Raw genomic sequence first — 13,318 nt, 5'->3', positions numbered from 1 at the left:
TAACGGCGGGTTTTTTGCTTTATATAGAAGCTATAGCATTTTATGTATGCGAGCTAACAGAATTTAGTGAAGTTGATAGAGCATCAGCTTTACGCAGTAAACGCTACTGCAAACCAGTTTTTCCTGGCAGCCATAGCGATACGGTACCACCTGACCGACATGTCGGCCCAGCCCATCCCGAACTCAGAAGTGAAACGTATTAGCGCCGATGGTAGTGTGGGGTTTCCCCATGTGAGAGTAGGACACTGCCAGGTCCTATTAAGAAAAACCCGCCTAACGGCGGGTTTTTTGCGTCAGAAGTGATAGGCGTAGGATAGGTTCAGGAAGTCTAATCCGGGGTTGTCGTTGTTAAAGCCGCCGTTTGAAAAGTGCATATAGCGTAGGGCTACATGTTGTTTCTTATCGATCTCTACAAACACACCCAATCTGTCTTCGAACTGGTAGTTAGATCCAATATCTTTACCAGCGACTTTCTGATTACCTATATAACTTGCCCCGATCCCCGCTTCTATATATACGGGGTATTTGTCATAGAGCGTTGAAACCTGTTTCATAAATACAGGAGTTAATGACGCGCCATAGCTTGTACTATGCGTATCATTTTCACCATATTCCCATACTACAGCACTTACTTCCCAATATAGCTTTATGTCGCCAAAGCAATCCGTTAATAGCGTTTGCTCGATCGGTCTGTATGCGAAGCGCATTCCGTCGATATCATCAAAACCATGCATATAATCAACACTGACGGTTTGTTTTGCCTGTGCGCTATTGGTACTGAAAATAATTTAATAAATAACGACACCTTTAATAACTAATGAAACTCGTGGGGAGACCAAGATGATTAAAGTCGGCGATAAACTGCCTGAAGTGAGCTTTTCGCAGCTGACCAAAGAAGGCGTAATGAACCCAACCACCAGCCAGGTGTTTGCCAATAAAAAGGTAGTGCTGTTTGCCGTGCCAGGCGCTTTTACACCCACGTGCTCTGCTGCGCATTTGCCGGGCTACATTACCCTGGCTGACCAAATTAAAGCCAAGGGTATTGATGCCATTATCTGTACTGCAGTAAACGATGCGTTTGTGATGAATGCCTGGGCCAAAAGCCAGAACGCTGAAGAAATTATGTTTTTAGCCAACGGCGGCGCGGCCTTTCATAAAGCCATTGGGCTGACCATGGAAACCGGTGATTTTGGCGGTACCCGTTCACAGCGTTATGCCATGGTTGTCGAAAACGGTGTGGTAACACTGTTAAACGTTGAAGCGCCAAAAACCTTTGAAGTGAGCAAAGCTGAGGTGATGTTAGCGGCGCTGTAACTGTGTCGGCTGCCAGGCTGTTTACAAGGCAGTTAACGCGGTTATAATAGAAGGCCAGACTTCATCGGCGCTGGCCTTATCTTCTTCGCTCACACTCTGACCAGACAGCACTAACACTTTGCGTTTAATGCCGGCGGCTCTTGCTGCTTGCATATCGGCTCTTTTATCGCCCAACATAAGACTTTGGCCAGGATCAATCTGATATTTTTCTAGGGCTTGTAACAACATGCCCGGTGCAGGTTTTCTGCATTGGCAATCGATTTGGTAAGGGGCTATGGCATCAGTCGGATGATGTGGGCAAAAAAACACTTCTGTGATGCTAACGCCATGCTGTGCAAATTGTGCTGTCATCCACTGGGTCAGCGCTGCAAACTGCTGCTCGTTATAATAACCGCGGCCAATGCCTGATTGGTTTGTCACCACTATCAGTAAATAACCTTGCTGCTGCAGGTGGCGACAAGCGTCAAATACACCATCGATAAACTCGAACTGCTCCGGGCTGCTGACATAGCCATGGTCGATGTTAATAACACCATCTCTGTCCAAAAATGCGGCTTTTTGTGTGTGGTTCATAACTGCTGCTCGGCGACGACTTTATCGAACATCGCAATAACAGCATCGACCGTTATTTTTTGCATAATATCTTTGCCTTTAACGCGGGTGCCCCATTTAAGCTGTGCTGCGGTTTTACCCTGTTGCGCGAGCAAAGATGAATGATACACCTCTACCACATACTGACGAAATAAATAAGGCCCGGTGCGATCCGGATTGCTATGGCCATAAAGCCCGATAACTGGCGTGCCGACCGCGACCGCCATATGGGTAGGGCCAGTGTCTGGTGCTAATACTAAACTAGCGTGTTTTAGCAGGGCCAGCAGTTGTTTTAAATTGGTTTGACCTGTCAGGTCTGTGATCGGCTGCTTAGCCGTTGCCAAAATGGCCTGGCTTAATGTGCGTTCAAGCTCCGTGGGGCCACCACACAATATCACTGCAAAGCCTTTGGTATGGGCATAATCTGCCAGATCAGCATAACGCTCTGGCAGCCAGTTGCGCTCGGCTTTAGATGCCGCGGGGCTGATGATCAATACCCGTGAATTCGCCACGGCGGCCAGTTGCTGCTTTGCCCATTGCTCATCGCTTTCCGGTATAGGTAACTGCCATTTAGGCGGCTGCGTTAGTAAGTGCTCTGACACACCTATGGCTCTGGCAAATTGGCGAAAGCCATCCAGCACATGGCTGCGTGGTGAGGGTATGATACGGTGGCGCATAAAAAGCGCATGTAGCTCTTTGGCCGTATGCCAGTCAAAACCAATTTTTTTGTGCGCCTTGATACACAAAGAGGCCAGATTAGCGCGAAAAGCCACCTGCATATGCAACAGCACATCAAAATGGTCGTGTTGTAAGTCCTGTTTCAGTTGGCGGTAAGCAGCCTTGCCCTGTCTTTTATCAAACACGACAAACCGCACTCCAGGTAAACCTTCCAGTAATCGTGCTTCTACTTTGCCTATCACCCAGGTGATCTGAGCTTGAGGATGCTGACACTGAATAGCTTGCACTACAGACACTGCATTACAGACATCACCAATAGCGGATAACCTCAAAATACAAATGGACGTTAACGGCTTAGGCACTTAGCTATTTCCCTGCAAATCCTGGATTTTGCGGATTACTTTGCTGGTAGAGCGGCCATCGACAAAGGTTAATACCTGCACTTCGCCACCGTTGGCGAGCACGACATCTGCACCTACTATAGTGTCTATGCTGTAATCGCCGCCCTTAACCAACACATCGGGCAAAATGCTGCTGATAAGCTTTAACGGCGTATCCTGTTCTGCTGCATCATCGCCAAAAGGCACTACCCAGTCTACGCTGGCAAGGCTGCTTAATACCGTAGCGCGGTCTTCCAAGCTATTAATAGGACGTTGTTCGCCTTTTAACCGACGTACTGAAGCATCTGAATTAAGGCCGACCACTAACCTGTCGCCCAGTGCTTTGGCCTGTGCTAAATAGCGGACATGGCCGGCGTGTAATATATCAAAGCAGCCATTAGTAAACACAATACGCTCGCCGTTTTGCCGGGCAAACTGAATATGCTGCAGCACTTTATCAAAAGGCGTCTGGTAAAAGTCGCCCTGACGAAATAAGTCCTTGTTCAACTTAGCCGCAAGCTCTTCTGGCGATACGGTAGCGGCACCTACTTTAGCCACCACGATGCCAGCAGCTAAGTTTGCCAGCTGAGTGGCATCAGGTAACGACATGCCAGCATTTAGCATTACGGCTAAGGTGGCGATAACGGTATCGCCGGCACCGGTTACGTCGCTTACTTCCAGTACTTGTGCCGGAAAATGATGGTGTTCGGTCGGCGTTATCAGGCTCATGCCTTGTTCGCTGCGAGTTAATAAAATGGATGCCAAGCCGGCTTTTTGCATTAACTCGCGGGCTGAGCTTAGCATCTCGTCGACAGAGCCGGTTTTGCCACCTGCCGTTTTAAATTCGCCTAAATTGGGCGTAATCACATCGGCGCCTGCATAAACCGCTAAGTTGGCTTGCTTGGGGTCAACTAACACTGTTTTCCCGGCTGCTTTTGCCAAAGCAATCATAGCTGTAATATGTTGCAACGAGCCTTTGTAGTAATCGCTAAATACTATTACATCATAGTGGCTGAATACGGCAGCAAAGCGATCGGCCAGTAATTTCGCGTCAGCGCTGCTGAAGCTGTCTTCCTGATCCAGCCGCACAATTTGCTGCTGGCGTGACACCACCCGCATTTTGGCGATAGTCGGTTTCTGTTGTTGCCGGATTAATTCTGAATGGATTTGCTCGCTGGCTAATAGCTGTTGTAAAGAGTCGCCAGCGCTGTCATCGCCAATAATGCCTAGTAAGGCCACTTTGCCATCTAAGTGTGCAATATTGCGTGCCACATTGGCCGCACCGCCGGCTTTGTCTTCAATTTTGCTTATTTTCACCACTGGTACCGGTGCTTCAGGTGAAATGCGCTGTGAGTCGCCATTAAAATAGCGGTCCAGCATTACATCACCTACTACCAGTACAGAAGCAGAAGACAAATTTTGCAGCAGGCTTAGGTCGATCATTAGTTGCGTCCTACAATAGCCATGTCCAGGGCTTCACACAGCCAGTGGCCAATAAACATATGCACCTCTTGAATACGGGCGGTTTCATCGTTTTTAACGATAATAGATAGCTTGGCAATATCTTTTACCAGGCCCCCGTCGCGGCCGGTCAGCGCCACAGTGTATGCACCAAGCTCATTAGCGGCCTGTAGTGCTAGATTGATATTCGGGCTTTTGCCAGAGGTTGTCAGGCCAATTACGACATCTTGTGGCCGCACCAGGCCTCGTACCTGACGTTCAAATACGCTGTCAAAATGGTAGTCATTGGCATGGGCCGTAAGAATAGACGTATCAGTGGTTAAGGCAATTGAGGCCAACGGGTCGCGCTCGGCTTTATAGCGCACCATAAATTCGGCTGCCAAATGCTGACTATCTGCAGCGCTGCCGCCGTTACCCATCCAAACCACTTTGCCGCCTTGCTTTAAGCAGTTCTGCACGGCTTCTAACAGCTGCATAGCAGCGTCATGATAGGCTTCTACTATGGCAAATACATCACGATGACGTTGCAGGCTATCCAGAAAACTTTGCGTTAAATTGGGCATATTAAGCTCGAATCACTGATTAAGTGAGGTTATTCTAACGGATCTTAGCTATTGCAAAAGAATTTTTTACACCGGATTGCGCTTAGCAGGCTGTTGAAAAACCCGATTTATGAGAGAATAGCGCATCCGTTTACAAAGGGCAATGACGATGCGGGGACAATCCAAAACTCAAGCGGCACTTTTCAGCTATGTTGACCTCGAGAGTCGAATTCCTACGTCGCACCCCATCAGAAAGGTGCGCGGAATAGTCGATCAGGCGTTGATCGAGCTTGAACCTGCGTTTTCTGAGATGTATTCGGCTGTTGGCCGTCCGTCGATCCCCCCAGAGCAGTTGATTCGGGCACTACTTCTTCAGATATTCTTTACGATCCGGTCAGAGCGTCAACTGATGGAACGCCTGGACTACGATCTGATGTTCCGCTGGTTTGTTGGGTTGTCTATGGATGACAAGGTATGGAATCACTCGGTGTTCTCAAAGAACCGGGATCGCCTTCTTGCCAGTGAGATCGACGAGCTGTTCTTCGATGCCATCAAGAGGCAAGCGAGCGCCCGTCAGCTTATGTCGAAAGATCATTTCAGCGTGGATGGCACCTTGCTGGAGGCCTGCGCCTCGGTCAAATCTTTTAAGCCGAAAGATGACGGTGGTGACGACGACAGTGATGGTCAAAACTTTCATGGCCAGAAGCGGAGCAACGAGACCCATCAATCAAGCACAGATCCGGACTCAAAGCTGTTTCGCAAGGGCAAAGGGAAAGAGTCAAAGCTGTGTCACATGGGGCACATCCTGACGGAAAATCGAAACGGACTGATCGTAGAGGCTGAAGTCACTGAAGCTGGCACAAGTAAAGAGTGGGATGCGGGTACCACGATGTTGGCAAAACAGGGAACACGTCCCGGAAGAACCGTAGGTGCCGATAAAGGCTACGACACCCTGGAATTTGTTGAGGGTAGTCGTGGCTTGGGCATTACCCCACACGTAGCTGCCAAGTCCTTGCGTAGCTGCATTGATAAACGAACGACGGGCACCCGGTGTTTTTCAACCGAGTTGTCCAAAAAAACTGTTTTAAGCAACCGCCGTATTACGCTTAATTTCCTCAACATTGGAGGGATTTAGCGCAACGTCACCAACGGGCGTCCAGTTTCTTGTGTTGCCTGACCAGCGCTCCGGGCGGCTGCGTTTTTGTTGCTCATATAATGCAGCGCGTGCCGCTAATATGGCGTTATCTTCACCACGGTGCCGGCTACCCGGTGTCACAAAGTTAATCCCGCTGTGCAGATGGTGCTCGTTATAAACGTTAACGAAGTCCATCATCCATTGGCGAACATGGCTGAGCGAGTTAAACCCTTTGCGTGGCCATTTCGGGCAGTATTTTACGGTCCGAAACAACGACTCTGAATACGGATTATCGTTGCTCACGCGTGGCCGGTTATGTGACATCGCCATGCCCAGGTTGGCCAACCTTGATTTCAGTGTAAACGAGGTCATCGGTGCCCCGTTATCTGAATGCAGTACCGGCGGATTATGCCAGCAGCCCTCGCGCAGCAAGGTTCGCTCAACCAGTTGTTTTGCCAGTTCACCGGATTCGGTTTCATGGACTTCCCAGCCGACGATTTTGCGGCTGTAAATATCAAGTATTAAGTACAGGTACCAGAAAACGCCTTTGACGTTCGAGGGACAATAACTGATGTCCCAGGTGTATACCTGATTCGGCCCGCTTGCCGTGTAACTGGTCGGCAACGGATGCTTATTCCGGGGTTTTGCTTTGCCCCGGTGTGTTAATTGCCGGTGCTTTTTCAGCACCTGGTAAATCGTTGATTCAGAGCCAATATAAACGCCTTTATCGGCCAGTAACGGCACGATTTGTGAGGCCGGTAAATCCGCATACTGCGGTAAATTACAGACCATCAGGATGCGCTGCTCTTCGTCTTCGCTCAACTGCCGCGGTTGTTTAACCGGCGCTGTTGTGGGCCGTTTATCCGGCGTCGGATTGTTAGCCCAGCGCTTTAACGTGCGTTGGCTTATGCACATAACATGCGCTGCCTGATGGCGGGATGCGCCGTTATTAACCGCTTCGTTAAAGTAATCGAGTAGCCTTATACGCTCGCTTTGCGGCGTTAGTCGTCCTCGTTGTCCGGTTCGTCCCCGTATAAGGCTTCGAGCTTTTTTGAAAGCACCAACAGGGCACTGGTCTCGGCCAACGCTTTATCTTTGCGGCGAACCTCGGCTTTAAGCTTTTTGATTTCTTTGGTCGTTTTTTTACGCTCTTGTTTTACCTGGCGCTCACTGTCAGCAGTGCGGCCAAAGCCCTGCAGGCAATCGGTACGCCACTGTTTGACCTGCTCGGTAAATAACCCTTTTTCACGGCAATAAGCCGACAGTTCGGCTTCCGATAAGCCGGCGGTTTCGATAACGATGGCTAACTTGTCTTCAGCGGACCATTGGTCAGCCTGTTTTTGATGTCCGGGCACTGCAACTCCTTGCTCACGACATTGTTTTAACCAATGATACAAGGTTTGCGGACTGATCCCATCCTCATCAGCCACAGAATTTACAGAACGACTCTGTGGCGGTAATAATTTTTTGAGCGTTGCAGCTTTACGCTCTTCAGAATAACGTGGCATACATGAACCTATGCCGCCCACTGTTTATTAACTAATGGCGAAATTGCCAACTGGACAACAAGGTTGACATAGTGGGCACCGAGGGCTATAAAATCAGCCAAGTCAAACGCAAGCGAATTGAAGAGTGCTTCGGCTGGATGAAAGATATAGGGCTGATGAGAAAACTTCGTCATGTTGGGCGAGCCAAGGTCTCTTGGATCTTCCGCTTTACGGCGGCTGCCTATAATTTGACCCGATTGAAGGTGTTGATTGTCTGAAAGGGCAATTAAGGGCTTTGATAGCTGACATTTACGAGTGTTTTGATCAAATTTTGAACAAGACTTGCTGCAGAAAGATTATTGGTGCTGAAGCATCGAGAAATACCAAGATAAATTTTACTAAGGCGCACTTGTTATAAAAGTCGTAGCATTCAGGAAAACCAGATTTTTCAACAGCCTGTTAGGGTAGGCTACGCCGCCTTTCACTGTGACACAAAGTTATCCCTGGATAGGGCCGGTGTGATTATAGAGGAGTTTTTATGGCGATTAGCGCCGTTTTGCCCCTGAAAGCCAGTGGCAGTTATGATGTCAACGACTTAAAGCGGGCGCACATTCTTTTTACGTCGCTCAGCACTTTTTTGCCGGCGGGGTTGATTAGCGAATTGTTTGTTGTCGTGCCCGGGTATGAAGTGGAATTGGTCAGACATGAATATGCCTGTTGGCAAGGGTTAAATATAATCGTCATTTCTGAAGACGAGTTGCTGCCGGAGCTGAAAAAATACCCTAAGATGCGCGGCTGGCGTAAGCAGCAATTGGTCAAAATAGCGATTGCAAATAAAGTGTCTAATAAGTTCTATCTGACATTGGATGCCGATGTGGTCTGCTTAAAGCCGTTAACAGAATTATTGTTACTACCCGAGGGCAAGGCGTTGTTGCAGTATGAGCCAAGGGCACAGCATCCGAAATGGTGGCGTTCGTCTGCCCGGCTGTTAGGTATCAGTGCAAATATCGGCCCGAAAGGAGTAGGTATGACAGTGACACCGGCGTTGATGGCAAAAACCATCAGCCAACAGTTGATGCAGGATTTAAAACCAAAAAACAGACAGTTAACTTGGGCTGACAGGTTGTGCTCATTACACAACCCTACAGACCCACGCAACTGGTGGCTGGGCCGTTACCTGCAGCTAAAGTGGACCGAATATTCGCTATATTATCTGTGTGCGCTAAAGCATCAGCTGTTAGAGCAGTTTCATGTGATTGCAGGCACCAGTAAAGTGCCGCAGCTCATGTTGATACACGACTCTCACCCCTATGAGCAGTGGCAGGTGGCGGATAGCTTCGCAGCCGACAATCCGGGGTTATTCTGTGTGGTGGGCAGTAAAACACGCTTGCCGCCAAAGCAGGTATTTGAGCGGTTGTCGGCATTTATTCAGCGGCAACCTGATGCGAGAGTACTGGCGCTTTTCGATTAAGGCGTCAATGAAGCAGCGTAGTGTGATACTTGGACAAAATAGCCATGAGAACGAGAAAAATTTCCTGTTTTGTGATTGTCTGTAATGAAGAAGATCGGATAGAGCGTTGTTTGCAATCGCTTTCTGGTTGGGTAGATCAGCTAATCGTATTGGACTCGGGCAGTAAGGATAATACTGTAGCTATAGCACAACAGTATGCAGACAAGGTTTATCAGACTGACTGGCCGGGCTTTGGCCCTCAACGTAATCGCGCTTTAACCTGGTGTGAGCATGATTGGGTATTAAACATCGATGCTGACGAAGTCATGACTGATGCCCTTAAAGCAGAAATTGATGCTGTCTTGTCTGAACCAGATTTGCAGGAAAATTTATTTAAAATGCCTTGGCATACTTACTTTTTTGGTAAGTTGCTGAAGCATGGTCGTTATTCCTCGCCGCAGGGTAAATTATTTTTAAAGACCGGTGTGAGTTTTAAGAACCGCCAAGTGCATGAAACGCTGCTTATTCCAAATGAGAAAAGTCGTACGCTTAAGTCTGCCATTATTCACCACAGTTGGCGCAGTTATCATCATGCACAGGAAAAACACCTGAAATATGCCTGTTTACTGGCTGAAGAAAAATATGCCAAAGGAAAAAGGAGTAGCCTGGCGTTTGCAGTGCTACGTTTTTTTACCGACTTCTTGCAGCAATATTTGTTACATCTTGGTTTTTTAGACGGGTGGAGAGGCTTTTTGATGGCCATTATTTTGGGGCAATACGGTTTTAATAAATACGCTGCACTGGTTACTTTACAGGCTGAGCATAAGGCAAAACAGCAATGACAAAGTCTGCTGAAAAATTACCCATAAGTGCCTTTCTGGTGACATGTAATGAGGCAGCGCACATAGCATCCGTTTTGGATGCTTTGCAGGACTTTGCCGAAATTATTCTGGTTGATTCGGGCAGTACAGATGGCACTCAGGAAATAGCCAGGGCAAAAGGTGCTAAAGTAGTTCATCAGGACTGGCTGGGATTTGCTAAGCAAAAAAACTTTGCCATGTCATTGTGCCAGTATGATTGGGTAATTAATGTTGATGGCGACGAAATACTTTCATCTGAGGTGATAACACATATTCGGAAACTGTACGAACAGAGCGAAGACATTGCCATGCGCTTGTACTTTGAGGATGTTTTTTGGGGCGAGCCCATGTCGCCGTATTCAGGCAAACGTTCTATAGTCCGCGTGTTCCGGCGAAGTCAGGCGCAGTACCCACTTGATCGAAAAGTTCATGAAAATCTGGTGTTGGCAAAAGGGGTATCGACTGTCAAAGTGCAGGGGCTGGTTACGCATTTTGGTTACGGAACCACAGAGTTACTGATGCAAAAAAAGAATAAGTACTCTTCGCTCAAAGCGCTTGAAAAGTTTGAAAAACGTAAAAGACCATCTCTGATTAAACTCTGCTTTATTTTCCCTCTTACCTTTGTCAAATCCTATGTTCTGCAAAGAATGTTTCTGTCTGGTAAGCGGGGGCTTGTGCATGCGCATATTGAAGCTATGTATGCTTTTCTAAAAGAGGCAAAATTGTTTGAATACCAACAGCTTGCCGGTAAACAACATGCCGATGCTCTGCAGAGAGGACGATTAAAATGAAAATTCTGCACGTACTGCAAAGTAAATTGTCTTTGCCTGCTCGAGATTACGGTGGAACTGAGCGTATTGTCTGGGGCTTATTAACTGCGCAACAGGCGTCTGGTCACGAGGTACGTTTGTTGTGGGGGGACGCTCCAGACTTACCAAAGAATGCTGCTCGGTATGATGCGACAAAGTCTATGCGTGAGCAGATAGGCGGCTGGCCCGATATAGTGCATTTTCACCAGCCCTTTGATGGTGAGTTAGATGTGCCTTATATTAGTACTGAGCATGGTAATGCAGAACATGCCCGTAGCTATGGCCAAAATACAGTGTTTTTAAGTGCACGCCACGCTAACAACCACAATGCGGAGTGTTTCATACACAACGGTCTGGACTGGACCGAATATGGCCAGCCGCATTTAGGTAAACCACAGAATTATTTCCATTTTCTGGGCAAGGCCAAATGGCCGATAAAAAACCTCAGTGGCGCAGTGGCTGTGTCAAAGCAAGCGGGTGTCAAGTTACAGATATTAGGTGGTGTCCGATTTAGCCTCAGTAGCAGAGGCTTTTATTTCCATCCTGATTGGCATTTACGTTTTAACGGCATGGTGGGGGGCGCAGTTAAAAACAAGTTGGTGCGTAATTCACGGGGGCTGTTATTTCCGGTCCGCTGGCACGAGCCTTTTGGTCTTGCCATTATTGAGTCTTTATATTTGGGAGCTCCTGTTTTTGCAACGCCGTATGGTGCAATTCCTGAAATCATCACCCAGCCAGAGCTTGGCTTTCTGTCGTCAAGTTACAGTGAGCTTGCATCGGTGATGCAAGACAGTAGCAAGTATGATCGCGAAGCCTGTCATCACTACGCTAAAACCCGATTTAATAACCTGACGATGGCTGCGGCTTATCAGCAGTGCTATCTAAAAGTTATTAGTGGTGGTGTGTTGAATAGCAAGAAGCCTTATGCGGAGCATCGCTGGCATGAGCTATTACCTGTTACTAATTGATGGGGCTGACGTACTTTGTTGTGTTGTAAACACCCATGATTAAAGTATTGTATTCAACAGCGTTGCTGCTGCTCACGCCTGTATTGCTGTTATATTTCCTGCTGCGTTCGCGTAAAGACCCGGCCTACCGTAAGCGTTTCAGTGAGCGGCTGGCGTTGCAGCCGGTGCCTACGCAAGCTGTAGGCGGCATGTAAGCGTTCATTCCACGACGTTCTGCCACCCCGCTAAAATTCGCCCTAACCCGGATTTCTCATGAAGGGATAAAAAGAAGCGGCTAAAAGTGCTATAGTTTCAAGAACCTAACCAATCCACCAAGCACCAGTAGCCGCATCCAGAATGGTACCTCAAAAACTGACCTTCTCGCCACTTTCCCGCCGCCAGATTGAAACCGACTTCTCCGGAGGCCATATCACCTCCGATGCCGGCTTGCTGTTACTGCGCGAAGTCGACAAACAACACCGGTTAACCCAACGGCTGGCCGAGACTCTGACCGACCAGCGGGATCCCCGGATGATTCGTCATGAGCTCAAGTCCCTGGTCCGGCAACGGGTCTACGGTGTGGCCGGTGGCTACGAAGATCTGAATGACCATGAAGCCCTGCGCTTTGATCAGGCGCTACAAACCGCCACGGGTAACGCCTCCGCTCTGGCTGGCAAATCCACGCTGTGCCGAATGGAACAGGCAATGGACCGGCAAACCATTGTGAAGGCCCATGAGCTGCTCTGGCACCACTTTATTGAACAACACGAAGAGCCGCCGAAGGAAATCGTGCTGGATTTTGACGGCACCGATATCCCGGTGCATGGGGATCAGCCGGGTAAATTCTTTAACCGGTATTACGACCATCACTGCTACTTCCCGCTTTACGTCTTCTGCGGCCGGCACTTGCTGGTGAGCTACCTGCGCACCAGCAACCGGGGTGATGCCCGGCACAGTTGGGCCATTCTGGCGCTGCTGGTGCGATTTATTCGCCAGTATTGGCCACGGACCCGGATCGTATTCCGGGGCGACTCCCACTTCAGCAAGCCCCGACTGCTGGCCTGGTGCGATCGCAACCAGGTGGATTACATCGTAGGCATGGCCCTCAAGGCCCGAACCCACGGTTCGTTATCAGCTCCCGCTACGATGACGGATTCAAGCTCTACTACGAACAGTATTGCGCACGGGGTGATATGGAGAACCGGATCAAGGATCAACAACTGGATCTGTTTGCCGGTCGCACCTCCAGCACACACTGGTGGACCAACCAGTGGCGGCTGATCTTATCCGGCTTCGCCTACACCCTGTTCGAGCGTTTGCGGGTGCATCTGAAAAACGATGGAATGGTCTCCCCCCTCAAACGGCATCGCAATGTGCCAAACTTGGAATTGAACAATCAAGTTAACAAGGTGAGGAGACCAAGATGGATATTACAACGATTGGGCTGGATTTAGCAAAAAGTGTGAGTCATGTGGTGTGCTGTAATCAGGCAGGCAAGATTGTGCGAAAAAAAATGTTGAGACGAACTCAGATACTGCATTTTTTTAGTGAGCTAGCACCCTGTTTGGTGGGGGTTGAGTCATGTGCCAGTGCGCATTATTGGGCAAGAGAAATAGCGAAGTATGGCCATCAGGTAAAACAAATCGCACCACAGCATGTAAAAG

15 protein-coding genes, 1 rRNA gene and 1 pseudogene are annotated in these 13,318 nt (G+C 48.6%); 11 read left to right on the top strand and 6 right to left on the bottom strand.

The genetic code is table 11. The features are described from left to right. Positions 1 to 122 precede the first annotated feature (122 nt). Positions 123 to 254, top strand: a 5S ribosomal RNA gene (rrf, locus tag MK185_17470). Positions 255 to 293: 39 nt separating this feature from the next. Here rrf and MK185_17465 read toward each other — a convergent pair. Next, the gene (locus tag MK185_17465) at positions 294 to 734 is read right to left on the bottom strand and encodes an acyloxyacyl hydrolase (protein MCH2042421.1); all 441 of its coding nucleotides are present in this window, start codon (positions 732 to 734) and stop codon (positions 294 to 296) included. A 106-nt stretch (positions 735 to 840) separates the two neighbouring features. Between MK185_17465 and MK185_17460 the strand changes: the two genes are divergently transcribed. Continuing rightward, positions 841 to 1,314 carry a peroxiredoxin gene (locus tag MK185_17460; protein ID MCH2042420.1) on the top strand — a complete coding sequence of 158 codons (474 nt, stop codon included), beginning with the start codon at positions 841 to 843 and terminating at the stop codon, positions 1,312 to 1,314. Between the two features lie 21 nt (positions 1,315 to 1,335). Here the strand turns inward: MK185_17460 and gmhB are convergent, their stop codons facing one another. Genes gmhB through MK185_17440 form a run of 4 tightly spaced genes read right to left on the bottom strand, consistent with a single transcriptional unit; the run spans position 1,336 to position 4,987 of the window. Beyond that, positions 1,336 to 1,887: a D-glycero-beta-D-manno-heptose 1,7-bisphosphate 7-phosphatase gene (gene gmhB / locus MK185_17455; GenBank protein ID MCH2042419.1), complete on the bottom strand. Its 552-nt coding sequence runs from the start codon at positions 1,885 to 1,887 to the stop codon at positions 1,336 to 1,338. Continuing rightward, entirely contained in the window at positions 1,884 to 2,945 is a 1,062-nt protein-coding gene (locus tag MK185_17450; protein ID MCH2042418.1) for a glycosyltransferase family 9 protein, read from the bottom strand. The genes gmhB and MK185_17450 overlap by 4 nt, the downstream gene beginning before the upstream one ends. Then, positions 2,946 to 4,406, bottom strand: a complete 1,461-nt coding sequence (gene hldE, locus MK185_17445; GenBank protein ID MCH2042417.1) for a bifunctional D-glycero-beta-D-manno-heptose-7-phosphate kinase/D-glycero-beta-D-manno-heptose 1-phosphate adenylyltransferase HldE — start codon at positions 4,404 to 4,406, stop codon at positions 2,946 to 2,948. Beyond that, the gene (locus MK185_17440; protein MCH2042416.1) at positions 4,406 to 4,987 is read right to left on the bottom strand and encodes an SIS domain-containing protein; all 582 of its coding nucleotides are present in this window, start codon (positions 4,985 to 4,987) and stop codon (positions 4,406 to 4,408) included. The genes hldE and MK185_17440 overlap by 1 nt, the downstream gene beginning before the upstream one ends. Before the next feature lie 148 nt (positions 4,988 to 5,135). Between MK185_17440 and MK185_17435 the strand changes: the two genes are divergently transcribed. Then, positions 5,136 to 6,101 (top strand): IS5 family transposase, encoded by a 966-nt coding sequence (locus MK185_17435; protein ID MCH2042415.1) that lies wholly within the window; start codon positions 5,136 to 5,138, stop codon positions 6,099 to 6,101. On the opposite strand, the gene MK185_17430 is transcribed toward MK185_17435, so the two are convergent. Beyond that, positions 6,051 to 7,609, bottom strand: a protein-coding gene (locus tag MK185_17430) for an IS3 family transposase (GenBank protein ID MCH2042414.1) whose coding sequence is annotated in 2 segments (ribosomal slippage) — positions 6,051 to 7,156 and positions 7,156 to 7,609 — 1,560 coding nt in all. Because the reading frame shifts where the segments join, the coding sequence is not laid out codon by codon here. The two genes, MK185_17435 and MK185_17430, sit on opposite strands and share 51 nt — an antisense overlap. An 80-nt stretch (positions 7,610 to 7,689) precedes the next feature. On the opposite strand from MK185_17430, the pseudogene MK185_17425 reads away from it, so the two are divergent. From MK185_17425 to MK185_17390, 8 genes and pseudogenes are all read left to right on the top strand, one after another. Continuing rightward, positions 7,690 to 7,866 (top strand): annotated as a pseudogene (locus MK185_17425) (transposase). 260 nt (positions 7,867 to 8,126) lie between these two features. Continuing rightward, complete coding sequence (locus tag MK185_17420; protein ID MCH2042413.1) at positions 8,127 to 9,059, top strand: DUF6492 family protein; 933 nt, start codon at positions 8,127 to 8,129, stop codon at positions 9,057 to 9,059. Between the two features lie 29 nt (positions 9,060 to 9,088). Continuing rightward, positions 9,089 to 9,880, top strand: a complete 792-nt coding sequence (locus tag MK185_17415) for a glycosyltransferase family 2 protein (protein MCH2042412.1) — start codon at positions 9,089 to 9,091, stop codon at positions 9,878 to 9,880. Beyond that, positions 9,877 to 10,689 carry a glycosyltransferase family 2 protein gene (locus MK185_17410; GenBank protein MCH2042411.1) on the top strand — a complete coding sequence of 271 codons (813 nt, stop codon included), beginning with the start codon at positions 9,877 to 9,879 and terminating at the stop codon, positions 10,687 to 10,689. Before MK185_17415 ends, MK185_17410 begins: the two co-directional genes overlap by 4 nt. Then, complete coding sequence (locus MK185_17405; protein MCH2042410.1) at positions 10,686 to 11,675, top strand: glycosyltransferase; 990 nt, start codon at positions 10,686 to 10,688, stop codon at positions 11,673 to 11,675. The genes MK185_17410 and MK185_17405 overlap by 4 nt, the downstream gene beginning before the upstream one ends. A 35-nt stretch (positions 11,676 to 11,710) precedes the next feature. Further along, positions 11,711 to 11,869: a hypothetical protein gene (locus tag MK185_17400; protein MCH2042409.1), complete on the top strand. Its 159-nt coding sequence runs from the start codon at positions 11,711 to 11,713 to the stop codon at positions 11,867 to 11,869. Positions 11,870 to 12,011: 142 nt separating this feature from the next. Then, complete coding sequence (locus MK185_17395) at positions 12,012 to 12,935, top strand: IS1380 family transposase (protein MCH2042408.1); 924 nt, start codon at positions 12,012 to 12,014, stop codon at positions 12,933 to 12,935. Between the two features lie 142 nt (positions 12,936 to 13,077). Beyond that, a partial coding sequence (locus tag MK185_17390) for an IS110 family transposase (protein MCH2042407.1) occupies positions 13,078 to 13,318 on the top strand: 241 nt, incomplete at its 3' end.

This window comes from Saccharospirillaceae bacterium, from assembly GCA_022448365.1.
GTDB lineage: Bacteria > Pseudomonadota > Gammaproteobacteria > Pseudomonadales > Oceanobacteraceae > Bacterioplanoides.
This window is presented reverse-complemented; position numbering and strand designations above follow the sequence as displayed.

Bases quoted from the DNA above. Each gene is read 5' to 3' on its own strand.
- gmhB (MCH2042419.1), bottom strand. From the start codon at position 1,887: ATGAACCACACACAAAAAGCCGCATTTTTGGACAGAGATGGTGTTATT.
- hldE (MCH2042417.1), bottom strand. From the start codon at position 4,406: ATGATCGACCTAAGCCTGCTGCAAAATTTGTCTTCTGCTTCTGTACTG.
- MK185_17395 (MCH2042408.1), top strand. From the start codon at position 12,012: ATGGTACCTCAAAAACTGACCTTCTCGCCACTTTCCCGCCGCCAGATT.
- MK185_17405 (MCH2042410.1), top strand. From the start codon at position 10,686: ATGAAAATTCTGCACGTACTGCAAAGTAAATTGTCTTTGCCTGCTCGA.
- MK185_17400 (MCH2042409.1), top strand. From the start codon at position 11,711: ATGATTAAAGTATTGTATTCAACAGCGTTGCTGCTGCTCACGCCTGTA.
- MK185_17410 (MCH2042411.1), top strand. From the start codon at position 9,877: ATGACAAAGTCTGCTGAAAAATTACCCATAAGTGCCTTTCTGGTGACA.
- MK185_17420 (MCH2042413.1), top strand. From the start codon at position 8,127: ATGGCGATTAGCGCCGTTTTGCCCCTGAAAGCCAGTGGCAGTTATGAT.
- MK185_17465 (MCH2042421.1), bottom strand. From the start codon at position 734: ATGCATGGTTTTGATGATATCGACGGAATGCGCTTCGCATACAGACCG.
- MK185_17440 (MCH2042416.1), bottom strand. From the start codon at position 4,987: ATGCCCAATTTAACGCAAAGTTTTCTGGATAGCCTGCAACGTCATCGT.
- MK185_17435 (MCH2042415.1), top strand. From the start codon at position 5,136: ATGCGGGGACAATCCAAAACTCAAGCGGCACTTTTCAGCTATGTTGAC.
- MK185_17460 (MCH2042420.1), top strand. From the start codon at position 841: ATGATTAAAGTCGGCGATAAACTGCCTGAAGTGAGCTTTTCGCAGCTG.